Origin of the sequence: Trichococcus flocculiformis (assembly GCF_963662535.1) — a bacterium.
In the GTDB taxonomy this organism is placed as follows: domain Bacteria; phylum Bacillota; class Bacilli; order Lactobacillales; family Aerococcaceae; genus Trichococcus; species Trichococcus flocculiformis.
In genome coordinates this window covers 2,159,317-2,185,994 of record NZ_OY759718.1, presented here as the reverse complement: position 1 = coordinate 2,185,994, position 26,678 = coordinate 2,159,317, and the positions used below count along the sequence as shown (strand labels likewise).

The 26,678-nt window shown below is 46.4% G+C and carries 22 protein-coding genes; 21 read left to right on the top strand and 1 reads right to left on the bottom strand.

The features are described from left to right. Window positions 1-2,211 carry a helix-turn-helix domain-containing protein gene (locus ACKPCD_RS10490; RefSeq protein ID WP_321433155.1) on the top strand — a complete coding sequence of 737 codons (2,211 nt, stop codon included), beginning with the start codon at window positions 1-3 and terminating at the stop codon, window positions 2,209-2,211. Between the two features lie 368 nt (window positions 2,212-2,579). Here ACKPCD_RS10490 and ACKPCD_RS10485 read toward each other — a convergent pair whose 3' ends face one another. Beyond that, window positions 2,580-3,917 (bottom strand): DDE-type integrase/transposase/recombinase, encoded by a 1,338-nt coding sequence (locus tag ACKPCD_RS10485; RefSeq protein ID WP_321433154.1) that lies wholly within the window; start codon window positions 3,915-3,917, stop codon window positions 2,580-2,582. A gap of 287 nt (window positions 3,918-4,204) precedes the next feature. On the opposite strand from ACKPCD_RS10485, the gene ACKPCD_RS10480 reads away from it, so the two are divergent. The 20 genes from ACKPCD_RS10480 to ACKPCD_RS10385 all read left to right on the top strand — a co-directional run bounded on the left by ACKPCD_RS10480 (window position 4,205) and on the right by ACKPCD_RS10385 (window position 26,549). Further along, window positions 4,205-6,850, top strand: coding sequence for a beta-galactosidase (locus ACKPCD_RS10480; RefSeq protein ID WP_321433153.1), 2,646 nt, complete (start codon window positions 4,205-4,207; stop codon window positions 6,848-6,850). A gap of 317 nt (window positions 6,851-7,167) precedes the next feature. After that, entirely contained in the window at window positions 7,168-8,274 is a 1,107-nt protein-coding gene (bglB, locus tag ACKPCD_RS10475) for a beta-galactosidase BglB (RefSeq protein WP_321433152.1), read from the top strand. Window positions 8,275-8,298: 24 nt separating this feature from the next. After that, on the top strand, window positions 8,299-9,312 hold the full coding sequence (locus tag ACKPCD_RS10470; protein ID WP_321433151.1) for a TRAP transporter substrate-binding protein: 1,014 nt from the start codon (window positions 8,299-8,301) through the stop codon (window positions 9,310-9,312). 12 nt (window positions 9,313-9,324) lie between these two features. Then, on the top strand, window positions 9,325-9,819 hold the full coding sequence (locus ACKPCD_RS10465) for a TRAP transporter small permease (protein WP_321433150.1): 495 nt from the start codon (window positions 9,325-9,327) through the stop codon (window positions 9,817-9,819). Between the two features lies 1 nt (window position 9,820). After that, window positions 9,821-11,116 (top strand): TRAP transporter large permease, encoded by a 1,296-nt coding sequence (locus ACKPCD_RS10460; protein ID WP_321433149.1) that lies wholly within the window; start codon window positions 9,821-9,823, stop codon window positions 11,114-11,116. A gap of 6 nt (window positions 11,117-11,122) precedes the next feature. Further along, window positions 11,123-11,965 (top strand): sugar phosphate isomerase/epimerase family protein, encoded by an 843-nt coding sequence (locus tag ACKPCD_RS10455; RefSeq protein WP_321433148.1) that lies wholly within the window; start codon window positions 11,123-11,125, stop codon window positions 11,963-11,965. Window positions 11,966-12,061: 96 nt separating this feature from the next. Further along, on the top strand, window positions 12,062-12,916 hold the full coding sequence (locus ACKPCD_RS10450) for an AraC family transcriptional regulator (RefSeq protein WP_321434560.1): 855 nt from the start codon (window positions 12,062-12,064) through the stop codon (window positions 12,914-12,916). A gap of 35 nt (window positions 12,917-12,951) precedes the next feature. Next, the gene (gene rhaM, locus ACKPCD_RS10445; RefSeq protein ID WP_321433147.1) at window positions 12,952-13,263 is read left to right on the top strand and encodes an L-rhamnose mutarotase; all 312 of its coding nucleotides are present in this window, start codon (window positions 12,952-12,954) and stop codon (window positions 13,261-13,263) included. A 76-nt stretch (window positions 13,264-13,339) separates the two neighbouring features. After that, complete coding sequence (locus ACKPCD_RS10440; protein ID WP_321433146.1) at window positions 13,340-13,987, top strand: bifunctional 4-hydroxy-2-oxoglutarate aldolase/2-dehydro-3-deoxy-phosphogluconate aldolase; 648 nt, start codon at window positions 13,340-13,342, stop codon at window positions 13,985-13,987. Between the two features lie 73 nt (window positions 13,988-14,060). Further along, on the top strand, window positions 14,061-14,900 hold the full coding sequence (gene kduI / locus ACKPCD_RS10435) for a 5-dehydro-4-deoxy-D-glucuronate isomerase (protein ID WP_321433145.1): 840 nt from the start codon (window positions 14,061-14,063) through the stop codon (window positions 14,898-14,900). Window positions 14,901-14,924: 24 nt separating this feature from the next. Beyond that, a complete protein-coding gene (locus tag ACKPCD_RS10430; RefSeq protein WP_321433144.1) occupies window positions 14,925-15,728 on the top strand; it encodes a gluconate 5-dehydrogenase in 804 nt (267 codons plus the stop codon). A gap of 134 nt (window positions 15,729-15,862) precedes the next feature. Next, window positions 15,863-17,152 (top strand): ABC transporter substrate-binding protein, encoded by a 1,290-nt coding sequence (locus ACKPCD_RS10425; RefSeq protein ID WP_321433143.1) that lies wholly within the window; start codon window positions 15,863-15,865, stop codon window positions 17,150-17,152. Window positions 17,153-17,339: 187 nt separating this feature from the next. Next, entirely contained in the window at window positions 17,340-18,257 is a 918-nt protein-coding gene (locus ACKPCD_RS10420; RefSeq protein ID WP_321433142.1) for a carbohydrate ABC transporter permease, read from the top strand. Continuing rightward, a complete protein-coding gene (locus ACKPCD_RS10415; RefSeq protein ID WP_321433141.1) occupies window positions 18,250-19,083 on the top strand; it encodes a carbohydrate ABC transporter permease in 834 nt (277 codons plus the stop codon). Before ACKPCD_RS10420 ends, ACKPCD_RS10415 begins: the two co-directional genes overlap by 8 nt. 33 nt (window positions 19,084-19,116) lie before the next feature. Further along, window positions 19,117-19,758: a rhamnogalacturonan acetylesterase gene (locus ACKPCD_RS10410; RefSeq protein WP_321433140.1), complete on the top strand. Its 642-nt coding sequence runs from the start codon at window positions 19,117-19,119 to the stop codon at window positions 19,756-19,758. 23 nt (window positions 19,759-19,781) lie between these two features. After that, entirely contained in the window at window positions 19,782-21,785 is a 2,004-nt protein-coding gene (locus tag ACKPCD_RS10405; RefSeq protein WP_321433139.1) for a beta-galactosidase, read from the top strand. A 344-nt stretch (window positions 21,786-22,129) separates the two neighbouring features. Then, window positions 22,130-23,635 carry a glucose-6-phosphate dehydrogenase gene (gene zwf / locus ACKPCD_RS10400; RefSeq protein ID WP_321433138.1) on the top strand — a complete coding sequence of 502 codons (1,506 nt, stop codon included), beginning with the start codon at window positions 22,130-22,132 and terminating at the stop codon, window positions 23,633-23,635. A gap of 318 nt (window positions 23,636-23,953) precedes the next feature. After that, the gene (locus ACKPCD_RS10395; protein ID WP_321433137.1) at window positions 23,954-24,538 is read left to right on the top strand and encodes a TetR/AcrR family transcriptional regulator; all 585 of its coding nucleotides are present in this window, start codon (window positions 23,954-23,956) and stop codon (window positions 24,536-24,538) included. Between the two features lie 130 nt (window positions 24,539-24,668). Beyond that, window positions 24,669-25,676, top strand: coding sequence for an NADP-dependent oxidoreductase (locus ACKPCD_RS10390; RefSeq protein ID WP_321433136.1), 1,008 nt, complete (start codon window positions 24,669-24,671; stop codon window positions 25,674-25,676). 27 nt (window positions 25,677-25,703) lie between these two features. Next, a complete protein-coding gene (locus ACKPCD_RS10385; RefSeq protein ID WP_321433135.1) occupies window positions 25,704-26,549 on the top strand; it encodes an alpha/beta fold hydrolase in 846 nt (281 codons plus the stop codon). Window positions 26,550-26,678 lie beyond the last annotated feature (129 nt).

The window sequence follows — 26,678 nt, the reverse complement described above, 5'->3', positions numbered from 1 at the left end:
ATGATTTTTTTTAAGAAGGGTGGCTATCAACGCCGCCTGCAAATACTCAGCCTATGGGTGGCATTGCCGATTCTTTTGGTCGCGATTCTGCTGCATTTCTACCTGATAGAGCCAATCCAAAAAGCCTATCAGGATCAGCACACCCAGCAAGTCGAAGGTGTCGTCGAGAACATCAACCAGCAGCTTTCCCAGCTGGAAGTATCGCTGAGTGTCTGGGGCCAATCTTTTCAGGAACGCTACCAGACCGAGAACTACTCGCTGACCACCGATTACATGACGCTCAACCAAATATCCGAAGAATTGTTTTATTTGACGAATAGTTCGAACTACGTCAAGAATATCGGCGTCTATTCCTTCGGAGACCAGCCATTCGGGTTGGAAAGCGGAGGTACCTTTGAGTTCACGGATCAGGACGCCGAGAAATTCAATGAAAAGTACCAGATCGATAATGACCAGGACTACCAGTGGAAATTCAACAGTGATGATGAACTCTTATTTATCCAGAATATCGGTCATCTGGACCGGAACAATCCTTCGATCTATATGGTAGCAGTCATCGACCAGAAGAAACTGCTGCATTTCTTCAATGACACCAAAATCGACTATAGCGCGACTGCGATTTCTTTCGATAAAGGACGTTTCTCGGCCGCCAGCGACAGCAGTATGATTAAATATTTGACTGAGGAGAAGAAACAGAGCGGGTCCTGGATCGAAAGCCATGGAGGGGATCAATACAGCGTGACCGCTGTCCCGTCGGAACGCTTGAACCAGACCTGGATCTTTTATTCCATGGTCCCGCTGGCTGCCATCACGCAGCCCGTCAGCAAATTTGCCAGTTCCTTGGTGGCGGCCAGCCTGATTCTGATTGTTGTTATGGTCTTTTTGAGCCAGTTCTTTGCCAAAAAGCAGTACCAACCGTTTGGAAGAACGATGGAGAAAATGTTCGGCGACAACTGGGAGGGCCAGGATGAACTGACCTTCCTGGCGGAACGTTGGCAACAGATGACGGACGAGCAGGGCAATCTGAAGAAAATTGCGGCGCGTTCATCGCTGACCGAGAAGCGGTCGATCGTCCGGCGCATTCTGGAAGGGTATTACGGCTATCTGCCGGAAGAAGAACTCCGGCGCCTACTCCGCAAGAAACATTGGAATCTGGATTATGCCGGTTATCAGCTGTTCTTTATCCAGATCAATGGACCAATCCACACCGCCGACAATCGACGCGAAGATGAGTTCACGCTGTTTGCGTTGGATAATATCGTGAACGACATAACTGGTCTGCATTTCGAAGACGGGGTCGTGATTCCGTTCGACGGCCTGACGATGCTGACATTTGCCATGGTCTCGGACCAAAGTAAAGGCGATGCCTATATCCAGCATCTGTTCGAACAGATCAATCGGGTCGCCGGGCGCTATGTGACAATCGTGGCGACACCGATCACACATCAATTCCGTCAGATTCCGGAATTGGTGGAAAAGTTGCGCAAGAATACCGATTACCAACATCTGAAACTGGAAAACCAACAATTGGCGCTCGAAACGGGACGGATGTTACCGCCGAAATACCCGATTAGCTGCGAACGTAATCTCATCACCGCGCTCAAGAGTTGTTATTTTGAGGAACTACAGGAAAATATCAGCTTGTTTATCCGTCAGGTCACGGATGAACAACCGCGCCAATTCGCCGTTCTCGTATCGGTTGAGCGGCTCTATGACCATATCGAATTTCAACTGAACGAAAACGGCGTCTCCTCGAGCGACTATCTGTCGAAAGACGTCATCCTCAAACGGATTCGACGGATGCTGGATCCGGATGAAATTAGCCGCTTCCTTTTCACTGATTTCCTCAAGCCCATCACACTGTTGTGGCAGGAAAAAATCAGCGACTCCGCAAACGAACTGATCCAAGATGTCGCTTTGTACATGCAGCGAGAATTCCAAAACGAGCAGATCTCTTTGGAGACGGTCGCCGACCAATTCAAGATCGATCCGGTTTATCTGAGCAAGGAGTTCAAGCGCATCAAAAAAGTCAATTTCATTGATTATCTGACCGACATACGGATTGCAGAAGCGAAACGTTTGTTGCTGGAAACGGATGAGCAGATCAATCTGATTGCGGAAGGAATCGGTTACAATCCAAGCTACTTCAATCGGTTGTTTAAAAAAATAAATGGCATGACCCCTGGACAATTCCGCAAAGGCAGAATTTAGAAAAGCGGTTTTTGTCCGCTGAACATCAAATTTAAGGCAAGCCGCATTTTGGGAACTTGCCTTTTCTTGTACCCAAAACTTAGGAAATGGTAGTGCCAAAAATTCTATGGAAACTGCCCCAAATAACGAGGTGATGTGAAAAACCAAGCCCTGCTATTCAAAGTTAGGTGAAACAAACGCTCTTGACAACCGAGCCAATGGTTTCTTCCTTTGCCGTCAAGGGCGACGGTATACAAAAGGAGCAGCACAAAGTAGCCCTTGGCTTAGCTAATTTTAAACCATTGGCTTTTCGGATTGTAAAGAGTACGCTCCGCCGTGTGTTTAGTTTATTGGTTCTCTCTTTTTTTAGAGGGCTCCGGTGCCAAAAGTTAAGGGGTTTGGTCCATCAGCCAATCTTGGGATAAAGAGATTAATTTTGTCCATTTAGCCGGCATGTTGGGAAGTTTGTCCAGCTCAGGAATCAACACGGGTACCTTCTTTTCTAAGGCAGCGTGCGGTCTCAAAAAGTTGAAGTACACACAGAATAAGGTCACGAAAGAGACTGATCCCTGTTGGGATCCGAATCCGGTGGTCGCTCTGTAATTGCCTTTGAATGTTCGGTTCAACCGTTCGATGATTTGTTTTAACGGTCGGTATTCCTTTGACACCGGATCATTATTTGTAAGTCCGATTACTTGCTTCACGTCAAAGGGGATGCCGTGTTGGGCATAGTAGTGTTGAGCCAGAAGGTAGATGGGGTTGCCGTCGACGATGAAAGTTAGGTCCTCCGGTATCTGGGGCATCTTTTTGAAGACTTCGCGCAAGGCATAAATAGCGGATTCCGTATCTCGGTTTGGCGAAACATAGTTCGACAAAATTATTTTTTTGACGGCATCAAAGAAGAAAAACAAATAGTTCCAGCGACCGCCAACGCGGATGTAAGTCTCATCTCCGCAGAATTGATCGGATAATTCGTAAGGATAGTTCTCCAGGAACGGCTTCAGAACCACGGATGTACTGGAAGCGTAGTTGAGTATGGTTTGACCTGAGATTCTGACATTATGTACATCGTACATAAGTGCCGCTGTTTTTCTGGCCGAAAGACCGTAGTTTACGTGGTAGGTCAGTATCAATCCCAGAGTATGGGGCGAACAATGGATATTGGCCAGATTCACCTTCGGTTGAATGACTGAATCCTTTGAGATCGGATGAAAAGGAATATTGAATTGGCGGAAGAGATAGTGCATCTTGAATTGTTGGGAATCCTTCTCAAACAATTCTTTTTCTTCCGGAGTCAATTCTTTCAGCCTACGCAAGTAATAAGGACAGTCCGCTCTTTTACACTTGTAGACATCGAATCCATTGCGGTCTTTGATTTTCTCCAACGGATGTGAGCAATGCGGACACTTTAAAATGGCTTCTTTTGAATAACGGTTTTTAGGGTTGAATAAGGCGTCACAGACTTTACAGTTGCATTGGCCTTTGGAGCCATTATTGGCGTAGAGGTAGTCCGAGGGAGCGTTGCAGCGTGGGCAGGTTGTATTGAGGTCTAGGTTGATTTTAACGCCATTGCGGCGTTGAATAGGCTGGAGAACTTTCCCAGTTTTTTCGAAATGAGTTTGGAGAAGCAGCTGATAGTCCAACTTTTCAACTTTTTCAATCAAAGGCAGTTCATCGACTTTGAGCTTCTGGTAATTTAAATTATCCGGAGCAGTTAACTGAGGCATACGGGAATTTTTCGTCAACAGGATTACTAGGTTAATTAACGCAAGAATAATCATTCGTTGACGCTTGATAATATCAACTAAATAGGTTAATAATAGAGGTAGCAACTTGTCATCTTCCTTTCTTTTGGGGAAATAGTGCGGTGTCGTTACCATTACTATTAACCAAAAATTGGGGGGTGGCAAGTTGTTTTTGTCGTTAACCCCGTTAAATCAACGAAAAAATACAAAATTGAACGTCTGGCAGAGCTAAACTTTGACAGTACGTAGGAAATTACGGAGGTTTAGATATGAAAGTTTTACTTGCCGGCGACTCTACAGTCGCCACTTATAGCCAGGAATTTGCGCCCATGATGGGGTGGGGGGAAGCGTTGGCAGCGCAGCTGGGAGATACAGCTGAGGTGATCAATTTTGCTAAGCCCGGTAGCACGACGCGGTCCTTCATGGAGGAAGGGCTGTTCGAGCAGTTGCTGGAAAAGGTCGATGAAGATGCTTTGGTTCTGTTCCAATTCGGCCACAATGACCAGAATCCGGCCAACGGGGTGAAGCTGAACGAATATTATCTTCGGCTGCAACGGATGATAGCAGATGTGAAGGCGAAGAAAGGACAGCCGATCCTGTGCACACCGGTTGAACGCCGGGTGGATGGAAACGGCAGGGCGGTGCAGACTTTAGAGGCTTTTTTGCCGATCTGCCGCAGGCTTGCGGAGGAAGCGGAGATTCCTTTGTTCGACATGAACCGCTATACGTTTTATCTGTACCGAGAATACGGCCTTGAAGAGGCGAAGCAATTGTTCATGTGGCTGGGACGGGGCGAGCAGGCGACTTATCCGATGGGCAGTGTGGATGATACCCATTTTCGGGAAAAAGGGGCGCATGAAATTGCTCGTTACGTGAAAATCCGGCTGCAGGAATTTTTACGGCAAGAGCCACTGTTCAAAAAGCATTATTACGGTGCCTGCATGTATCCGGAAGTCTGGAGCTCGGAAATTTTTGAACAGGATGTCGTACACATGCAGGAGATTGGTATGAATTTTGCTCGTTTCGGGGAGTTCGCCTGGAAGACTATCGAGCCAGAGGAAGGGCGCTTTGACCTTTCCTTGTTCGAACGTGCGCTTGAGACCTTTCAGAAACATGGAATCGACGTCTGCCTGTGCATCCCGACCCCGACCCCGCCACGCTGGTTCACGCGCAAATATCCGGATGCTCTTATCAAGAATGCTGACGGGACAGTGATGGTGCATGGCTCGCGGCAGCATGTCTGCACGAATAACGAGGACTTCCGCCGTTATGCCTACCGGATGACGCGCAAGGTGGCCAGCTTGGCTGTAAAGTATCCGAATGTCATCGCTATTCAGCTGGACAATGAGTTCAAATGCCACGTCGATCTCTGCTATTGCGATACCTGCAGGACACGTTGGCACCAGCACTTGGAGGAAGCCTACGGAACGGTTGACAACTTGAATAAACAATGGGGCACGCAAGTCTGGAGTGAGGCATATGATTGTTTCGAAGATATCGTGCTGCCGACGCGGACACCGTTCCTGCACAACTCCTCCTTGATGAACGCTTTCCGAAAATTTACCGCGTTGACGCTCAATGAATTTGCCCACGATCTGAGTCATTTCGTCCGGATGGAGACAGCCATTCCAATCACGCATAATTCAGCCTTTGGATTCAACCTGATGAATGACCATTTGTTTGCGGATCTGGATGTTGCGGGCTTTGACACGTACCCATCTGCGGATAATTACCCAGCTTTCCTGTTGAATGTCGATCGCTGGCGCAATGTGCGGAAGCACAGCAACGAATCCTTACTTTTGGAGACGACTACATCCCATACCGGCCATCTGGAGAACCATGTGACACCGCATCCGGTCGGTTTCATCACGGCTGAAATGTTCATCGGCTTTGCTGGGAACTTGAAGTCGTTCAGCTACTGGCATTTCCGCGGTCACCGTCATGGTGTCGAACAACCCCACAGCGCGGTCGTGACGGCCTGGGGAGAACCAGATATGGGCTACAATGATGTCGTTCAGAGCAGCAAATTGGCCAAGGAGATGGAACCCCATCTGATGGTGAGCGAATACCGGAAGGCGAAGATTGCTTTCATGTATTCGGACAACGCCAAGCGCTTTTTCACGATTGATCACGGAGGCTATCAGGATCACCGCGGACTCGTCACGGATTACTACAGCTCTTTGATCAAAGCCGGCATCCGGCTCGAGGTGATCCAGGAGAACAGCGATTATACCGGCTACGAAGTCCTGATCGTTCCTTTCGTCCGTTGGATCAGCGCGACTGTTCTGGAGAAACTGCAGGCGTTTGTGGCAGGCGGCGGGAAGCTGATCCTCGGGCCGATGACCGGCGACCGCACGGAGGAACTGGCCTGGCCGGATCGGAACGGACTGGATCGAATCGGTGAGTGGTTGGGATTTTCCGGGGTCCGGCAGTTCTCAGTAAAAAATATTGCTTATCCGGGAAATTATCGGGGCATGCAGGAAAACATGAATCGACTGGTGACTACTTTCCGCTGTCCGAAGGATTGGGAGCCATTGATTTCTGGTCCGGGTGGCGAGACGTTGGCGGCTAAACAGATCTTGGCGAACGGTGAAATCATTTATCTGGGCGGTCTGCCGCAGGAACTGAACGGAAGTACGCTCTGGAAAAATTTCATCGCGGATGAGATTGATCCATACGAAACGGATCGGCACTTGCTTTCTGTCAGTGAAGGAATCGTTAAATATCGGCGTGAAACGTCTGATCAAGTGCAACTCTATCTGACCAATATGGCACGGGCAGAGTCGGAATTCACGCTTCTGCAGGAGACGACGGACCTGCTGACGGGAAAGCTGTACGCTACTGGGAACCATCTGCTCGACAGCTACTGTTATGTCATTCTGGCATTCCCTAAAGCTGGGGAATCCGATCAATAATTGAATCTGGAACACCCTGTCCCTCCCAAAAAATCGACCGCGATAACATGCTCCGGTCGATTTTTTTATATGTGTTCATAATTGCGGAACAGCTACGGGGAGGAAAATGGATATTTTAGGATGAAACCTCTCTGAAAACAAACCGGTAAGGCTGTTATTCGAATTATATGTTGCATCTCCAGCTGAATCCGCATACAATGGGTGTGCAACTTTAGACAGTTTTTGTTCAACAACCGCCATTTTTTTCAGATTGATTGCTTGTTATTATTAGATTATCAAATGAAAGCGATTCATAACTTTGAGAAGGTGGTAAAGCAATGGTGATTACAGAACAATTATTTGTGACGAAGGAATTGGTGGAGTCTAAAATCGACTTGCTGATCGAAAATCTGACAACAATCAAGGATGACAGTGGAGAGTTCCTTTTGGACTTTGATGGGCTAAAAGTCGATGACAAAAGCTGGACAATCTGGAATTGGCCACAAGGTGTCGGATTGTATGGTATTTATAAAAATTATCGCAATACAAAAAATCCGCGTTCATTAGCGGTTGTAGAAGAATGGTTTGAAGCACGGATGGCCGAGGGAGCTCCACCGAAGAACGTGAACACAATGGCACCGCTACTGACGATGGCTTATCTCTACGAAGACACACAAGATACACGCTATGTTCCATATCTCGAACAATGGGCCGAATGGGTCATGAAGGATATGCCGCGGACGGATGAAAACGGACTACAGCACGAAACCTACGGACCCTCGAACACAAACCAATTGTGGGATGATACATTGATGATGACCGTATTGCCGCTCGCTAAAATCGGCGTTTTGCTGGACCGTCCCGAGTATTTGGAAGAGGCGCGTTACCAGTTTTTGCTGCACATCAAATTCCTGATGGACAAGAAAACAGGCCTATGGTACCACGGCTGGACTTTCGAAGGCAACCACAACTATGCTGAAGCATTTTGGGCCCGAGGCAACTGCTGGTTGACGATTGCGATTCCGGAAATCATCGAAATTATGGACTTGCGTGAAGGCGATGGATTCCGTGCATTCTTGATTCAAACATTGGAAGCACAAGCGAAAGCGATTGCCGAACTTCAGAATGAATGCGGTTTATGGCACACGTTGTTGGATGATCCGACATCGTATGTGGAATCATCCGCGACAGCCGGTTTTGCTTACGGCTTGCTGAAAGCGGTTCATAAGCGTTACCTTCCACAAGAGTATAAGGAAGTCGCCTACAAAGCGATCAGCGGTCTGTTGGAACAGATCGATGAAAAAGGCGAAGTGCAGAATGTATCGGTCGGAACCGGCATGGGCGATTGCCTGGAATTCTACAAGAACATCGATAAAACAGCGATGCCATACGGACAATCATTGACAGTGCTGTGCTTGACGGAATTACTCGTATCATACTGCTGATCATACAAACAAGGGAGATAGATCATGAAGAAGAAACATTTATTATCAGTTGTTTTGATGTCCGTACTGGGCACCGGCGTTCTCGCCGGCTGCGGTAACTCCGAGGCGTCGGCCGAAGATGCCATCGTTTTGCGATACGCCTACGCCAGCAACAGCCAACCGGTTATTGACTCGATGAAGGAATTCGGTCGTCTGATCGAAGAGAAGACCGACGGGGAAGTGGTTGTTGAGTATTTCCCGGATGGCCAGCTCGGCAGCGAAACCGAACTGATTGAATTGACGCAAACCGGCGGCATCGACTTCACAAAAGTCAGCGGTTCCGCATTGGAAAGTTTTTCGAAAGATTACTCGATTTTCGGGGTCCCTTACATCTTCGACAGTGAGGAGCATTTCTACTCGGTCATGGAAGATCCTGAAATCATGGACGGCATCTACAACTCGACTGCAGAACTTGGCTTTGTCGGGCTGACTTATTACGATTCCGGTCAACGGAGCTTCTACATGACGGATGGCCCGATCAATACGCCCGAAGATCTGAAAGGTAAAAAGATCCGTGTCATGCAGAGTGAGACGGCGATCAAGATGGTCGAACTGTTGGGCGGATCAGCTGTTCCGATGGGAAGCAGCGAAGTCTACACCTCCCTCCAGTCCAATCTGATCGATGGAGCGGAAAACAACGAATTCGTATTGTACACAGCCGGCCACGGTGGTGTTGCGAAGTACTATTCCTATGACGCTCATACGCGTGTTCCCGATGTCGTGATCATGAACGACGCCGTGAAAGAACGCTTGAACGACGATCAGTACGAAGCAGTCCTGGAAGCGGCTGAAGAATCTACTGCTTACGAGAAGAGTGTGTTCAAGGAAGCTGTCGAGAAAGAAAAAGAAATCGCGGTCAAGGAATACGGCATCGTGTTCAACGAAGTGGACATCGCACCGTTCCAGGCAGCTGTTCAACCGTTGCATGATCAATTCAAAAATAACGCAACCTACAGCGAATTGTACGACATGATCCGCGCGCACGCTGATGCAGAGTAAGGGGAGAGTACTATGGAAAAAATAAGAACGTTTTTAGATAAGACGTTGGAGATCCTTTGTTCGGCGGTGTTCGTCGTGATGATCCTGACGACGCTATACCAAATCTTCACCAGAACGGTTTTGAACAATCCAAATACAGTAACGGAAGAATTTGTCCGCTTCAGCCTGGTTTGGTTATCGATGTTGGCGATGGCTTACGTCGTCGGCAAACGCAGCCACTTGGCGGTGACGTTGTTGAGCGATAACTTGAGCGGACCGAACAAGCGCTTGCTGGAAATCGTTATCCAATCATTGTTTTTGGTTTTTGCGGCTCTGATCATGGTCTATGGCGGTTGGAAAGCTGTATCCGTGACAACAGGCCAGATTTCTCCTTCGTTGTCTTTATCGATGGGCTATGTCTATCTGTCCGTTCCGGTCTCCGGATTCATCATGTTCGTTTATAGTCTGCTGAACCTGATCCAAGGAAAAGTCGCGATCGAAAATGTTGATGAAAGCGGGGAAATTTAAGATGGCTTTACAGGCAGGTTTGATATTATTCTTTGTTTTTGTAGTATTGCTGATAGTGGGGATGCCGATTGCGATCAGTATCGCGGTCTCCTCAATCGCCACATTGCTGTTGGTTGTCCCGTTTGAAATTGCTGTTTTCACTTCCGCGCAGAAAATGGTTTCCAGTCTGAACAGCTTCTCGCTCGTCGCCATTCCGTTTTTCGTGCTCTCGGGGATCATCATGAATAATGGTGGGATCGCCGAGAAGCTGGTCAACTTCGCGATGCTGTTCGTGGGACGCATCCCTGGAGGCTTGGCCCATACAAATGTTTTGGGGAATGCCTTGTTCGGTTCCATGTCCAGTTCGGCGATTGCGGCTTCTACCGCTATCGGCGGGGTATTGATTCCGCAACAGATCAAATCAGGCTATGACCGCAAATTCGCTACAGCGGTGAATATCGCGTCCGCTCCTACCGGGATGGTCATCCCGCCGAGTACCGCATTCATCATGTTCTCGTTGGTCGCAGGCGGCGCATCCATTTCCTCACTGTTCTTGGGCGGATATTTGGTAGGGGCTCTCTGGAGTTTGGCGATCATGTTGGTTGCTTACGTCCACGCCAAGAAACATAAATATCCAACGATGAAAGCTTCCGAAATGGGTTCAGCTTTCAAGATCATCAAAGAAGCGATCCCCAGTGTCATGCTGATCGTCATCATCATCGGCGGCATCCTGACCGGTATCTTCACGGCGATCGAAGCTTCTGCAATCGCGGTTGCCTACTCGCTGTTGATTGCAATGTTCTTCTATAAGACAGTTACCGTCAAAGACATTTATCCGATGCTGAAGGAAGCTGTTTTGACGACCGGTACGATCACATTCCTGTTGGCGACATCTTCCATGATGTCATTCGCGATGGCCTTCACCGGCATCCCGCAAGCAATCAGTGCAGCGATTCTGGGCTTGACTACGAATAAATTCCTGATCTTGTTGTTGGTCAACGTCGTATTGTTGATCGTAGGTATGTTCATGGACGTTGGTCCTGCCATCCTGATCTTCACGCCGATCTTCTTGCCGGTCATCACCAGCGTTGGCGTCGACCCTGTCCACTTCGGTTTGTTCTCCATCATGAACTTATGTGTCGGCTCGATCACACCGCCAGTCGGAACCGGGTTGTACGTTGGGGCCAGTGTCGGGGGCGTCAAAGCCGAGCAGATGCTCAAGCCGCTCGTGCCGTTCTACTTGGCGATCCTGGCTGTGCTGTTCCTCATCACGTACTTCCCTGCATTGGTGATGTGGTTGCCGAATATGGCGGGGTAATAAAATATGCTGAATATAACAATCCGCGGTCATGACCTATCCGGTATCGCATCGGTAAAGGAACTGGCTGCGCAAACGAAAAAGCAAGGTGTCCACAATCTGCAGCTGGCGCTGGGTATGTCCTTTCCGGATATGCCCTCCGGCGCCGCTAACCTGAATCCGGGTATGGGAGCTTCGATCAAAAGAGAACTAGCAAATGAAGATGTGCAGGTCGGTATTTTGAGCTGCTATATCAACATGATCCATCCCAATCCGGAGATCCGTGAACAGCTGTTGCAGAAATTCGAAAGCTATCTGCGCCATGCCCGCTATTTCGGTGCGGCGATGGTCGCTTCCGAGACCGGCTGCGTGCTGCCGGAAATCCAATATACAGAAGACAATTTCACTGATGAAGCTTTCGCCGATATGGTCGGCGTCATCCGCCGCTTGGTCAAGGCCGGCGAGGAAGCCGCCATGTTGGTGGGCATTGAGCCCGGCCTGAATCATCCGCTCTACAGTCTCGAGCGGGTGGAACAGTTGCTGGCGGCGGTGCAGTCGGACTACTTGGGGATCATCCTTGATCCAACGAATCTGATCACGAGCGAAGATTACCAAGGACAGGTCGCTTTGGTCGAACGGGCCTTTGAAAGCTTCGGAGACAAAATCGTGGCGGTGCATCTGAAGGACTTCAAAATCGAAGAAGATCGGGTCATCCCGATCAACCTTGGGGAAGGTCTGATCGATTACGCGGCGATTTCCGGAATTATTACAAAGTATAAGCCACTTTCCTATGTCGTCCTCGAAGAAACGAAGGATGACCATATCGGGCAGGCGCTGCAGCTTTTGGAAGCAAGCGAAGTCAAACCATAATTTCATTTATATAATAGAAGAAACACGCAAGAATGGGTGAGGGGAATAAGCATGAACAGAGAGAAGCAACTAAAAAAGTCCTCAAACGTGAACACAATGACATCGGATCAATACGAGGTTTATCACGTGAAGGATGTCATCAGCCAAGAGAAGACACTCTACCACTATCATGACTATTATGAGGTTCATGCGACGTTAGCGGGCGAAGCCACGTTCTATTTGGATGGTAAACAGTTCGATATCGAAGCGGGGACGATTCTCCTCATCCATTACAATGATTTGCACCGGATCGTCAAACAGAACACGGACTTTTGCGAACGCGTCTATATCTTTTTGACGCCCGAATTTCTGCAGAGCAGTTCCACGAAATGGACGAATCTGGAAGACTGTTTCAGTGGGGGCGGCGAACGTCGCAGCAAAGTCCTGAAAATTGATGCCGATCTGCTACGGCAAAAGCTTTCCTTCATCGACCATCAGCCGGATGCTTCGATCTACGGTTCGGACATCAAGTATGAGCAGAACCTGATCGAGTATCTGTTGTTCTTGAATCAGTTAGTGCAGTCGGAGGAGAACGAAGAGGAACCGAAAGTGATTGTGCAGAACGAGCGGATTGAGCAAATGATCGACTACATTTCCGCGAATTTGAACAATCCTTTGACGCTGGAAGAGATGGAAAAGAACTTTTTCGTCAGCAAGTACTACATCACACGTGAGTTCAAGAAACATACGGGCTTCACATTCCATCAGTTCGTGATGAAGAAGAAGTTGCTTTACGCGAAGCAATTGCTGAAGACCTATCAGAGTTCAAACCTCGTCTATAACCAATGCGGCTTCACTTCGTACCCGCATTTCCTGAAAGCTTTCAAAAAGGAATTCAGCATGACGCCGAAAGAGTTTTTGGCAAAAAACAAAGAAAACCAGAAAATCCACTATGAACATTTCGAAGCCTGAACTTGTTGGGCTGAGGTGCAGAAAGGAGGATAAACTTGATCAAAAAAGCTTTCGCCATGAAAATTTATCCCGATAAGCACGAAGAATACCGGAGGCGCCATGACGAACTCTGGCCGGAAATGCGCGAGATGCTGAAGGAACACGGCGCCCACCAGTATTCGATCTTCCTTGATCCGGAAACGAGCAAGTTGTTTGGCTATCTCGAAATCGAAGACGAAGAGCGCTGGAAAGAGACAGCCGCTACCGCTATCAACCAGAAATGGTGGCACTACATGGCCGACATCATGGAGACCAATCCGGATGACTCGCCGGTTTCAAAAGAATTGGTGCAAGTATTCGAACTATAAAAAAAAGAGAAAGCCTTGGAATGCTGGACATCATTTTAGGGCAGAAAAATATGATTATAAGGAAAGAGGGAATCGGATGAAACGCGTATCTATATTAAATCGTTTGGAGAAAACGGGGGTCGTGGCAGTCGTCCGCGGCGCCACGAAAGAAGAAGCATTGAAGTCCAGTCACGCGATCGTCGCGGGCGGGTTGAAGGGCATTGAATTGACCTTCACGGTCCCGAACGCGGATGAAGTCATCCGCGAATTGGCTGCAGTCTACAAGGATCAACCGGAAGTCGTTATCGGGGCAGGGACAGTATTGGATGCCATCACTGCCCGTCTGGCGATCTTGGCAGGCGCCGAGTTCATCGTCAGCCCGAACTTCGACAAAGAGACGGCAGAGTTATGTAATTTGTACCAAATCCCGTACCTGCCGGGCTGTATGACGATCACGGAAATGAAGGAAGCGCTGAAAAGCGGCGCCGACATCATCAAACTGTTCCCGGGCAGCGCCTACGGTCCGAGCATCGTGTCGAGCTTCAAAGCGCCGATGCCGTATCTGAACCTGATGCCGACAGGCGGCGTCAGCCTGGCGAATATGCAGGAATGGTTCGCTGCCGGCGTCATCGCGGTCGGAGTTGGCGGCAATCTGTTGGCACCGGCAGCGACCGGCGACTTCGACAAAGTGACCGAAGTGGCCAGGCAGTATGCGGATAAGTTTGCCGAGATCAAAGGGAAGTAAAAAAGGTTCAGAGTGAAGCACAAGCTTCTATCAAACAAGCAACACGAAATACAAAAACAAAGGGGATCATCACATGCAAAACATGGAAACACGTTATACACACAGTCCGGAGGATATCCGTCATTACTCGACAGAACAACTGCGCAAGGAATTTCTGGTCGAGAAAGTATTCGTACCGGGCGCAATCAGCCTGACGTACACACACAATGACCGCATGATCTTCGGCGGCGTCACTCCAACAGATAAAGCATTGGAGATTGTCCTGGACAAAGAATTGGGCGTCGACTACTTCCTGGAGCGCCGCGAGATGGGTGTCATAAACATCGGCGGACCGGGCTTCATCGAAATCGACGGTGAAAAAGAAGAAATGAAAAAACAGGACGGTTACTACATCGGCAAAGAGACGCGTCAAGTCGTCTTCACTTCAGAAGATGCGGCGAATCCGGCCAAATTCTATGTCAGCTCCGTGCCGGCGCACCACAAACATCCGAACGTGAAAATCAGCATCGACAACATCAAACCGATGGAAACCGGCGAGCCGTTGACGCTGAACCAACGCAAAATCTACCAGTACATCCATCCGAACGTTTGCGAAAGCTGCCAATTGCAGATGGGCTACACGATTTTGGAACCGGGCAGCTCTTGGAACACGATGCCGACCCACACGCACGAACGCAGGATGGAAGCCTACGTCTATTTCGATATGGAAAAAGACACGCGCATTTTCCACATGATGGGCAAACCGGATGAAACGAAGCACTTGGTCATGGGCAATGAACAGGCTGCGATTTCACCAAGCTGGTCCATCCACTCCGGCGTAGGGACAAGCAACTACTCGTTCATCTGGGCGATGTGCGGCGAAAACATCACTTACACTGACATGGATATGGTTCCGATGGACCAATTAAAATAAACGAAACAAGAAAGAGGGATACACATGGACTTTAGTATGGATCTGTTCCGTTTGGACGGAAAAGTGGCACTCATCACGGGTGCGGTATATGGAATCGGCTTCGAGATCGCGAAATCATTGGCTGCGGCTGGTGCGACGATCGTTTTCAATAATTTGGACCAAAAATCAGTGGACGACGGCATCGCCAACTATAAAGCGGTTGGTATCGAAGCGCGCGGCTATGTCTGCGACGTGACCGACGAACCGGGCGTGCAAGCAATGATCAAACAAATCAAAGAGGACGTCGGCTCCGTGGATATCCTGGTCAACAATGCCGGCATCATCAAACGTACACCAATGATCGAAATGGCCGTGGCGGACTTCCGCCAAGTCATCGACATCGACCTGACGGCACCCTTCATCATGGCCAAAGCTGTGCTTCCGGACATGATCGAAAAACGAAGCGGAAAAATCATCAACATCTGTTCGATGATGAGCGAGCTCGGCCGCGAAACCGTCAGCGCCTACGCAGCCGCCAAAGGCGGACTGAAAATGCTGACGAAAAACATCGCTTCCGAATACGGTCAATATAACATCCAATGCAATGGCATCGGACCCGGCTATATCGCGACGCCGCAAACAGCGCCATTGCGCGAATTGCAGGAGAACGGCGAACGCCACCCGTTTGACCAATTCATCGTCGGCCGCACACCAGCCGAGCGTTGGGGCGAACCGGTCGACTTGGCTGGCCCATCGATTTTCCTGGCGTCCAACGCATCGGACTTCGTCAACGGCCACGTGTTGTACGTCGATGGCGGGATCCTGGCTTACATCGGGAAACAACCTTAAGATAATATGCATGCATATGAAATGCTGTCTTCCGTGGAGTCGGAACAGCTTTTCATGTGCAATTCTTGAACAAAGCGTTGAAAGGGCTTACTTTACGAAGGGTTATACATAAACAGACAAAGGGAGAGATTATTTTGAAAAGACATTTGTTCTCAAAAACATTAGCACTATTAAGCGGTATGGCAGTATTAACAGCTTGCGGAGGCGGAAATGCAGCAGAAGAGGCGGAGCAGCAGGTTTACGATGGGGAAGATGTAACAATTCAAGTCGCTGCCTGGAACGTTGCTGCAGATGCGCTGGAAGCGACTATCCCTGACTTCAATGAAGAATACCCAAACATCAAAGTGGAGATACTCAGAGTCGATGCTGACTATTCAAAAGTAACACCTTCTTTAGCGGCCGGATCAGGCGCTCCTGATGTGATTCAAGTGAACGGATCCGACTTCCAAGCATTCATGAAAAAATTCCCGGGTCAATTCATGAATATAGAAGAAAACGTTGCAGACAAGAAAGATGAATTTGTAGATTTTGTATGGGCGAACGTCTCCGATGATGAAGGAATCTATGCGATGCCTTGGGATATTGGACCTGCCGGATTATTTTATCGTACGGACTTATTTGATGCAGCCGGCATCAATATTGAAGACATCAAGACTTGGGATGATTATATTGCAGCTGGAAAACAACTGAAGGAAGCCATTCCTGGCACAGCAATGACTGGCTATGACGAGAGTACAGCTTTCTATAAATTGTTCCTGAATCAACTAGGAGGTAGCTTTGTAAATGAAGAGGGCACTATCGGATTGGCATCTCCGGAATCCGAAACCGCAATCTCACTGGTTAAAGAAATGGTTGACGAAGGTGTAGCTATTCCTGTGCAAAATTGGGATGGCAGAATCACGGCTTTGAGTAACGATAAAATAGCCAGCCTGTTCACTCCCGTTTGGTATGCGGGTACATTGCAAACTGCACTGGAGCAGCAATCAGGTAAATGGAGCGTTGCACCGCTGCCGGCTTTTGAAGAAGGGCAAGAATCAAGTGCCAATTCGGGCGGATCCGTTTTGGCGGTGACCACTCAAAGCGAAAATCAAGAAGCCGCATACCTGTTCATAGAAAACGCGATGGCCACACAAGAAGGGCAAGAAATCATGCTTGAAAACGCGTTATTCCCTTCATGGATGCCGATATACGATACAGAGACTTTTGCTGAAGTGAATGAATACTTCGGAATGGACATCAATTCATTCTTTGCAGGACAGACCGATAAAATTAAACCGGCCCATTTTGGATCGATCATGTTGGATGCCGGAAAACCATTATTGGACATGCAAAGTAGAATTTTGGCAGGTGAAGATGTACAGACCGTGTTGAAAGAAACTGCTGAGGATATTTCTGAAAAAACTGGTGTGGAAGTACAAAAGTAAACGCAATCACCAACATACTGATTATAATTTGCTGTTTCCCCTTCACCGGATTTTATCAAGATCCGTGAAGGGGAAATTGTATTCAGTTTTAGTAATGGAGTCATGCAATGATTTTTGGCGTTTTATAATGAAAACAAAGAAGAACAACACCATCGCATACTGATCCAAACAAAATGGAGGAGATATAATGAGTTCAATAACCAGTGTTGAAGAGAAAAAAATAAAAAAGATAAAATGGGATAAAAAGAAACTGACGCCTTATCTGTTTTTGGCACCGTTCTTCTTTTTCTTTGTCGCGTTCATGGTTTATCCTATTTTCAATTCACTCTATCTGTCGTTTACTTCAGCACAAGGGAGTATGGCAGCTGATTGGGTAGGATTTAAAAACTTTAAGTCTGTTCTTTTGGATAAATTATTTTGGCAATCTTTAAGGAATGTTTTTGTAGTTCTTATTATTCAAGTACCCCTGATGTTGTTCCTTGGGACCGTGTTAGCGAATGCACTAAACCGTAAAGGGCTGAAATTCAAGGGTGGTTTCCGCCTGATGATTTTCCTTCCGGTGTTGATCGATTTGGTTACTTATTCTATTGTGTTTTCGATAATATTTAATGAAGAATACGGGATCATCAATTATTTGCTGACTCTTATCAATTTGGAACCGATCGCTTGGTTCACCAATCCTTTTTGGGCAAAAGCGTTGATTGTTATCGCTGTGACCTGGAGATGGGCGGGCTATAATACTATAATCATCCTATCCAGTATGCAATCAATCGATGATTCTCTTTATGAGTCTGCCGATCTGGATGGCGCAACGAAACTGCAGCAGTTCTTCCAGATTACTTTGCCGATGCTGAAACCAATCCTTTTGTTCTGCGCTATTCTTTCAACTATCGGAACCATAAACCTGTACACCGAACCCTCATTGTTGACGAACGGTGGACCGAATAACTCAACGAACACCCCAGTGATGTACATTTTCCAATATGGCTTCCAAAGCTTCAACTATGGTTATGCATCTGCGGCTGCCTACATAACGACAATCATTGTCGGAGCATTAAGCTTCCTGCAAATGAAATTAACAAAGGGAGGTAAAATTGATGCCTAAAAATAAAATATCAATCAACAAAATATTTACTTACCTATTCCTGAGCTTCGTGAGCTTAGTATCCGTCTATCCGTTCTATTGGATGTTCATCGGCTCCACTTTGACGACGAGTGAGATTTTTCAATTTCCGCCACGCTTATTGCCCGGAACTAATTTCCTGAATAATCTGCAAGGTCTGATGGAATCCGCTCCCATTTGGAATGGATTATGGAACAGCCTTTTCATCGCCGTAATTTTCACTGTCATGAACGTTTATTTCTGTTCACTGGCAGGATATGCTTTCTCAAAATTCGAGTTCAAAGGTAAAGATGCTTTATTCTACATGATTTTGATAACGATGATGTTGCCGAACCAAGTGACGCTCATTCCGCTCTTCAAAGTTTTTACCGGTCTTCATCTACAAAATAATGCCATCTCGGTCATTTTCCCAGCGTTGGCTAATGCTTTCGGGGTGTTCTTCATGAGACAAAATATGATGAGCGTCCCTACGGAAATGATCGAAGCGGCAAGGGTGGATGGTGCGAATGAGTTCATGATCTTCAATAGGATTGTGCTGCCGACCATGCGCCCAAGCATCGCTTCTTTGGCTATACTGAATTTTATTAACCAATGGGGCAACTATTTGTGGCCTCTGATTATCCTTCAAGACAATGAAGCACAGACATTGCCAGTCATGCTCTCTATGTTGATCGCACCTGGGCAAGTTATTGAATACGGGCAGGTACTTACTGGAACGGTCATCAGTGTGCTGCCTATCTTGATTCTTTTCTTGTTCGCCCAGAAACAATTCATTGCCGGTATTTATGGTGGTTCCGTAAAGGGCTGATTAAAGAATATTTGGACGAAAGGACGAGTGTGCATGAAAATTTTATTAGCAGGGGATTCAACAGTGGCGACTTGTCCGGATAATGAAGCACCGATGGCAGGTTGGGGACAATTTTTGCAGGACTATATTCCAAAAGAAATCCAGGTAGTGAATATCGCTAAAGGAGGTTCCACAACTGCTTCCTTTAGGGCGGATCAGCTGTGGGATATGTTGCTCAAACAGATGAAGGTATCCGACATTGTGTGCATCCAATTCGGGCATAATGATCAAAAGCCTGAACGAAAAATATACACAGAAGATTACGTCGCCAATCTGCAGAGGATGGTGAGAGAAGTTAAAGCCAACAGAGGAATTCCTGTGCTGATTACACCTCCCGAACGGAATAATTTTTTCCTGAATGAGCTGTTTCCTACTCTTGAAAAAGAGGCAACAATCGTGCGTACGCTTGCCGAAGAGGAAGATTTATTGTGCATCGATCTGCATAAACAAACGAAAGATTGGTACCGCAAAAAAGGAGAACTGGAAAACAGAAAACATTTTGTGTGGTTAAAACCAGGTGAACACGAAAACTATCCCGATGGTTTTCGGGATAACACGCATTTTAGCGAAGCCGGATCACGATTGATTGCGGAATGGATCTCCAATTGTTTAATCGAAAAGATGATCAGATCCTAATACAAAATAGAAGAGGTGAGGTATTGTTTAGGGATATTTATTACGGAGCAGCACTTTATCCTGAGTTGTGGGAATGGGAAGTCGTCCGACAAGACATCTGCGAAATGAAACGCATTGGAATGAATGTTGCACGGATTGGGGAATTCGCCTGGTCAACATTGGAACCGCAAATGGATAAGTTTGATTTTATAATTTTGGATACTACTCTAACCGAATTAAAGGAACAGGGAATGTCCGCCATTCTTTGTACTCCGACCATGACCCCGCCACTCTGGTTGACGGAAAGTCAACCGAATATGCTCCATGTGACGGAGCAAGGACTAGAATACGGACATGGTTCCCGGCAACACGTCTGTTCAAATAATGCTCATTTCCGAGAGCGGGCAGAGGTTTATGCAAAGAGGTTGGCTGAATTTCTGAACGGCCACGATAACGTGATTGCGGTTCAGTTGGACAATGAATTCAAAGCACATGTTGGTCCTTGCTATTGTGAGGGTTGCAAAAAAGACTGGCATATCTGGTTGCAAGACAAATATGGGACTATCGCTCATCTGAACGAGGCATGGAACACCAAAATTTGGAGTCAAGAATACAGTTCATTCGAACAAGTTGTAGTCCCGAAAAAAACTGCGTTCCTGCATAATCTATCTTTGGTGGAGGCTTATTCTGTCTTCACCCATGAACGAATCAACCAATTTGCTAAAGACCAGGCTGATATCATAAAGAAGATTTCAGCAATCCCGGTTACTCATAATTCCTCTTTTGCCTTTGATTTGGACAATGTTGGACTGTTTGAAAACTTGGATTTTGTTTCGTTTGATACGTATGTGGACAATCCGACTGCCTTTGCCATGAACAGTGCCTATTGGCCGAACATGAAGGAAGGTGTTAAAGAGCATATACTAATGGAAACGAGTACTTCCTATCCCGGACATATCCAAGAATACCGTAAATTACATGCAAAAGGTTTCGTGGAAGCTGAAAGTTTTATAACCTTTGCTTCAGAAGGAAAAGGTTTTTTGTTCTGGCCTTTCCGACAGCAAAGAGGAGGAGTCGAACAGCCACATGGTTCGGTCATAAGCGCTTGGGGAGAGCCTACGATTGGCTATGAAGCCAGCAAGCGCATCGGGGAACTACTAAAAAAGACGAAAGACTTATTGCTAGAGTCTAAGGCAGTCGATCCGGATGTGGCGGTAATATATTCAGATCAATCGAAATCTTTTCTGAATCATGAGAACGGCGGCTATTTGGATTATCGTCATGTTTTAACAGCCTACTTTGACCACTTTATGCAGTTAGGAAAACGATGTAGCCTATATAACGAGCAAAATAGTCTGAAAGATTTGAAAGTATTGTGCTCGCCATATATGCACTATATTTCAGAGGATTTCATGGAGAAAGCAATCGCTTTTGTTGAGCAAGGTGGGACTTGGATTGTCGGTCCGATGTCCGGCGACCGTACGAAGGAACATCAATGGTTCACTGAACACGGCTTAGGCGATTTGGGCAAGTTCTTAGGAATCTCAGGCGTAATGCAATTTCCACTAGTAAATACTGAAATCAAAGCTGATTTCGAAGGAAAGACAGTCTGTTTGAAAAATATGGTGACGGCTGTGAAGAATACAAACAACAACCGCGTGCTTGGTAAGATTACTGAGGGTGAGCAAGCGGAAAGCCTATCCTTCATTTTTGAAGGGCAGATCGGCAAGGGGAAAATCGTATTCGTGGGTGCCGATATGGTCGACGAGCAAGGCAAGTCCCTCAACTCACTTGTGATCCAAAAGTACTGCAAATCAGTTGATTCTGAAAGAGAGTCTGTTCAAACATCTAAGGGTGTGTTGGATTTTATCCGGGAAAGCAAGGGAGAAAAAATGCAGCATTGGATCGTTAACTTTTCAGATGAAAGGAGCTCTTTCAGTCTAGAAAAACAAATGTATGAAGTATTACGAGGAACAACATTCGAAAAAGGACTTCATGAAGCAGAACCATATGCTTGCTATGTCCTAGTGGAAGAGTGTAGAAAATAGTTGAAGGAGGCTGCCTCGAAAAAAAAAAAGCAGTCTCCTTCAACTATTTTTTCTTCGCTGAAGATAATGAGTATCTGTTGGAATTTGATTGCTGCCATTTATGATTTTTTCGGAGAAGAACCGTATCGTGAATATTTCGAAGTGAATCAAATATTTTTCAAAACAGAATACGGGTCCTCAACTCCGATGAAGTCCTCCTCGCCGGAGAAAAATGATCAAACCCGAAAATCCGAAAGAAATAGTAAACTTTTCGATTTTTCTGGTGTTTAAATTCTCCAAGAGTAAAGGAACTTTCTGCTAATCATGGTATTATGGAAATATTAAGTAACGCAGGAGGCGATAGAGTGGTAAAAACAAATCCAGTATTGATTGTTTTATTCGGAGCGACAGGTGATTTAGCTCAAAGAAAGTTATATCCTTCATTTTTCCGATTGTTTCGAAGCGGTGCGTTGGCAGAACGTTTCGCAGTGATCGGGACGGCAAGAAGAGAATGGAGCGACGCGCATTTTAGGGATGTTGTTTCGGATTCGATTCAATCATTCCAGCCGACAGAAGCGGAAAAAGCTGGCTTTTTAAGCCACTTTTATTATCGTGCGCATGATGTTTCCGATGTAGAGCATTATGTTCACCTCAAAGAGTTGGCTGACAAATTGGATGACAAGTACGATTTGGAACAGAACCGCATGTATTACTTGGCGATGGCACCGCAATTTTTCGGACCGATCGTGACGCATCTGAAAGGGCAACAAATCGTGACGGACAAAGGGTTCAACCGCGTCGTCATCGAAAAGCCATTCGGGATGGATTATGCATCAGCCGAAAAATTGAACAATGAAATCACAAAAGTGTTCCCGGAAGAGGATATTTTCAGAATCGACCACTATTTGGGCAAAGAAATGATCCAAAATATTTTGGCCGTGCGTTTGACGAATCCGTTTCTTGAACCCGCGTGGAATCGTGAGTACATCGAAAATGTTCAAATCACTTTTTCCGAAGAACTGGGCGTGGAAGAACGCGGTGGCTACTATGACCACAGCGGCGCTCTGAAAGATATGGTCCAAAACCATATTCTACAAGTACTGTCATTGCTGGCGATGGAACCATTAGCTTCCGTATCGGATGCAAATATCCAAACAGCCAAAATCAAAGCATTGAATGATGTGCGTGTCTATTCACCGGAAGAAGTCCGGGAAAATTTTGTCAGAGCGCAGTATGCGGCAGGCCGTTTGGGTGATGATGGATTTGTTGCCTATCAAGAAGAGCCGAATGTTGCTAGCGATTCGAGGACGGAAACGTTTGTAGCCGGCAAGTTCATGGTGGACAATCCACGCTGGAAGGGTGTGCCTTTCTATGTGCGCACCGGCAAACGGATGACGGAAAAAGGAACGCGCGTCAATATCGTTTTCAAAAAAGTTCCCGTTAATCCGTTTGATGCTGAAAAAGATGTCCCGGCGAACGATCTGACCATCTACATCCAACCAACGGAAGGCTTTGCTTTGACCATGAACCGGAAAGAAATCGGTCAGGGATTCAATACGCAGCCGATCAAATTGGAGTACCGCCACGACAGCGAAATGATGGAAAATACTCCGGAAGCTTATGAACGTCTGACTTACGATGTTATTTTGGGTGATGCAACCAACTTTGCGCGTTGGGAAGAAGTTGCACAATCCTGGAGAATCATTGACGCAATCCGCGAAACGTGGGACAGCGACAATGAAGAAATTCCGAAGTATGCGGCAAGGACAATGGGACCAAAAGAAGCATTTGATTTGTTGAAAAAAGAAAACCACGAGTGGGTCTGGACACCGGATGAGTGGTACCGCGAACGCGGATTGTTGAAGGGATAGATTCGGTATCGATGTGTGGATGGCTCTCCTCCGGGGAGTAGCTGCTGGCCGGAGGAGATTGAAGATACCGGGGCTGTTCTCCGGTGTGAACCGATCAACCGGAGAACAGTCTAACGTACGGATTCCCAACTCCGGCCAAAGCCGCTTAATCGGAGAACAGCGAAAAAATTAATAGAGGAGTGCTCACCAACCAGTTGAGCACTCCTTTTTGTGGTTTTCGGTAAGCTGATTTTCTTTACGGATTAAATGAGAAGTGGTATTGTGTATTGAGAACGTTCATTCTAGAAACGGAATCGGATTTTGAAAGGGGGAAATAATTTGGCTAGAAGTAAAGAATTTAATGAAGAAGAGGCCCTGGATAAAGCGATGGAAATCTTTTGGAAACAAGGATATGAAAAAACGTCGATCCAGGATTTGGTGGATCAGATGGGGATTCATCGCCGGAGTTTATACGATACGTTTGGAGACAAACATTCTCTTTTTGTACAAACTTTGGAACGCTATGAATCGCTGATCGCTGCTCAAATCAGGAATCAGATTACAGAAGAGATGACCACTGTCGAATCCATCAGAAAAATATTTGAACTGGCCGTATACTCTGATAATGCCTCTCCGAAAGGGTGCTTGATGGTCAACACGGCAGTTGAGTTGTCTTTGCTTGATAATGAAATTTCTCAAAGAATAAAGTCCGCTTTTAAGCAGACTGAAAATTTGATAGCGAATTTGTTGATCAGAGGACAAGCAAGAGGGGAAGTTGCAAGTTCATTTGACATCAATGAACTCGCACGCTATATCCATAATGCGCTTATCGGTGTCAGGGTATTAGTGAAAATGACAGCAGATCCAAAAGAGTTCGATTCAACGATTGATATGACGCTATCGATATTGAAAAATGATCAATGATGATGGTGATTACAAATTTTGTAGAAGCAGATAAATTTGTAATCACCGATCATCCATTTTTTTGACTCTTTTGAGAATGGTCGTTCTCGAATGGCGTCATCATCAGTATATAAATAAAGGAGAAATGAATATGAAAGCAGTTCAAATCAAAAAATACTCGAAAAAAATTGAAACAGAAGTTGTAGAAATTCCTATCCCGGAGATTGGTGATCACGAGGTTTTAGTGAAAGTAAAGGTAGCGGCGGTCAATCATTTGGAAATCCTGAACATCACTGGTAGCGTCAAATTAATTCAAGATTACGATATGCCTCTAACGATCGGCAATGAGTTGACAGGGGTCATTTCTGAGGTCGGAAAACTTGTTTCAGGATTTAAGAAAGGCGATACGGTCTATACACGACTTCCGTTGGACAAAATAGGCGCTTTTGCTGAATATGTCGCGGTGGATGCTAAAGCAATCTGGCATTTGCCCAAGAATCTTGATTTTGTTACAGGGGCGGCTGCACCATTGACTGGCCTGACTGCGTATCAAGGCCTGCATGAAGAACTAAATGCTAAAGCCGGGCAAACGGTCTTCATTCCTGGTGGGTCAGGGAGTTTCGGACAAATGGCTGTTCCGATAGCTAAAGCCATGGGACTGAATGTCATTGTATCGGGGAATCCATCTGCTCGTGAACAGCTACTCGCTGCCGGTGCGACTCAATACATTGATTATACGAAAGAAAATTATTGGGAAATTCTAAAGGGAGTGGATTTTGTCATTGACACACTCGGGGCTGCTGAATTCGATCGGGAATTATCAATCATCAAACCTGGAGGTAGACTGTTGAGCCTGCGAACAGGTCCAAATAAACAGTTTGCAAAAGACCATGGATTTCCAAAGTGGAAACAACTGCTGTTCGCTCTGGCAGGGGCGAAATTTGATAAAAAAGCTAAAAAACAGGGTGTGGCGTATCGTTTTATATTTGTTCGTTCCGAGGGTTCGCAGCTGCAAGAAATTTCAAAAATTATTGAAGAAAATAATATTATCCCGGCTGTCGATCCGACTGAATTTACGCTAGACCAAGTAAATGAAGCCTTGCGTCTGGTAGCGAGTGGACATCCAAAAGGGAAAGTTGTCATCAAGGTTTCCGAATGACAAAAAAAGAAAGGAGGACGTATAAGTATGCGAGAATCTGAGACCTATATTCATGCCCCAAACAAAAGCATCCGAACGGCTAATGGAATAACCTATGTGTACCGTGAATTAGGTGAAAAAATAGGGATTCCAATTGTTTTCTTCACGCATTTATCAGCGAATCTCGACAATTGGGATCCAAGGATAATTGACGGCATCGCAAAACAGCATTGGGTGATTACATTCGATAACACAGGAGTAGGCCTATCCAGTGGACAAGTTCCCGGTACGATTAAAGAAATGGCCGAAGATGCGATTGATCTTATCAAGGCACTAGGATTTAAGCAGATCGATATTCTGTCCTTTTCGATGGGTGGGATGATCGCTCAAGAACTCTTAGAACTGGAACCAACTTTGATTAGAAAAGTAATTCTGACCGGAACGGGTCCTCGTGGTGGGAAGGGGATTGAAAATGTTACGAAGATTTCCAATCAGGATTTAGTGCGGGCCATTTTCACATTAAAAGATGTAAAAACATATTTATTCTTTACCCGCACATCAAATGGCAAAAAAAAAGCAAAAGAGTTCCTGGCAAGAATCAAGGAACGAAAGCAAAATCGAGACAAAATGATCAGCTTAAAGGGATATTATACACAACTAAAAGCAATCAATCGTTGGGGGAAATCAACTCCAGCAGACCTTTCAAAAATAAAGCAACCGATTCTAGTCGTTAACGGTGAAGCTGACCGGATGGTACCGACCGAGAACTCCTATGATCTGGTTCAACGCCTCCCTAACAGTAAACTTGTGATTTATAAAGATGCCGGTCATGGCGCAATCTTTCAATACCATGAAGAATTCACAAAAGAAGTGTTAGCATTTTTAAATAAGTAATCCTTGGGCTCTCCTCCGGTGAAGGGCTGCTGGCCGGAGAAGGGCTGAGATACCGGGGCTGTTCTCCGGTGAGGATCGGTTAACAGGAGAGCAGCGAAACGAACAAAATCTTATCTCCTGCAAAGGCCC

What these genes read in the sequence shown, in the direction of transcription:
- ACKPCD_RS10490 (WP_321433155.1), top strand. Translation starts at nt 1, where the DNA reads ATGATTTTTTTTAAGAAGGGTGGCTATCAACGCCGCCTGCAAATACTC.
- ACKPCD_RS10485 (WP_321433154.1), bottom strand. Translation starts at nt 3,917, where the DNA reads ATGCCTCAGTTAACTGCTCCGGATAATTTAAATTACCAGAAGCTCAAA.
- ACKPCD_RS10480 (WP_321433153.1), top strand. Translation starts at nt 4,205, where the DNA reads ATGAAAGTTTTACTTGCCGGCGACTCTACAGTCGCCACTTATAGCCAG.
- bglB (WP_321433152.1), top strand. Translation starts at nt 7,168, where the DNA reads ATGGTGATTACAGAACAATTATTTGTGACGAAGGAATTGGTGGAGTCT.
- ACKPCD_RS10470 (WP_321433151.1), top strand. Translation starts at nt 8,299, where the DNA reads ATGAAGAAGAAACATTTATTATCAGTTGTTTTGATGTCCGTACTGGGC.
- ACKPCD_RS10465 (WP_321433150.1), top strand. Translation starts at nt 9,325, where the DNA reads ATGGAAAAAATAAGAACGTTTTTAGATAAGACGTTGGAGATCCTTTGT.
- ACKPCD_RS10460 (WP_321433149.1), top strand. Translation starts at nt 9,821, where the DNA reads ATGGCTTTACAGGCAGGTTTGATATTATTCTTTGTTTTTGTAGTATTG.
- ACKPCD_RS10455 (WP_321433148.1), top strand. Translation starts at nt 11,123, where the DNA reads ATGCTGAATATAACAATCCGCGGTCATGACCTATCCGGTATCGCATCG.
- ACKPCD_RS10450 (WP_321434560.1), top strand. Translation starts at nt 12,062, where the DNA reads ATGACATCGGATCAATACGAGGTTTATCACGTGAAGGATGTCATCAGC.
- ACKPCD_RS10440 (WP_321433146.1), top strand. Translation starts at nt 13,340, where the DNA reads ATGAAACGCGTATCTATATTAAATCGTTTGGAGAAAACGGGGGTCGTG.
- kduI (WP_321433145.1), top strand. Translation starts at nt 14,061, where the DNA reads ATGCAAAACATGGAAACACGTTATACACACAGTCCGGAGGATATCCGT.
- ACKPCD_RS10430 (WP_321433144.1), top strand. Translation starts at nt 14,925, where the DNA reads ATGGACTTTAGTATGGATCTGTTCCGTTTGGACGGAAAAGTGGCACTC.
- ACKPCD_RS10420 (WP_321433142.1), top strand. Translation starts at nt 17,340, where the DNA reads ATGAGTTCAATAACCAGTGTTGAAGAGAAAAAAATAAAAAAGATAAAA.
- ACKPCD_RS10415 (WP_321433141.1), top strand. Translation starts at nt 18,250, where the DNA reads ATGCCTAAAAATAAAATATCAATCAACAAAATATTTACTTACCTATTC.
- ACKPCD_RS10410 (WP_321433140.1), top strand. Translation starts at nt 19,117, where the DNA reads ATGAAAATTTTATTAGCAGGGGATTCAACAGTGGCGACTTGTCCGGAT.
- ACKPCD_RS10390 (WP_321433136.1), top strand. Translation starts at nt 24,669, where the DNA reads ATGAAAGCAGTTCAAATCAAAAAATACTCGAAAAAAATTGAAACAGAA.
- ACKPCD_RS10385 (WP_321433135.1), top strand. Translation starts at nt 25,704, where the DNA reads ATGCGAGAATCTGAGACCTATATTCATGCCCCAAACAAAAGCATCCGA.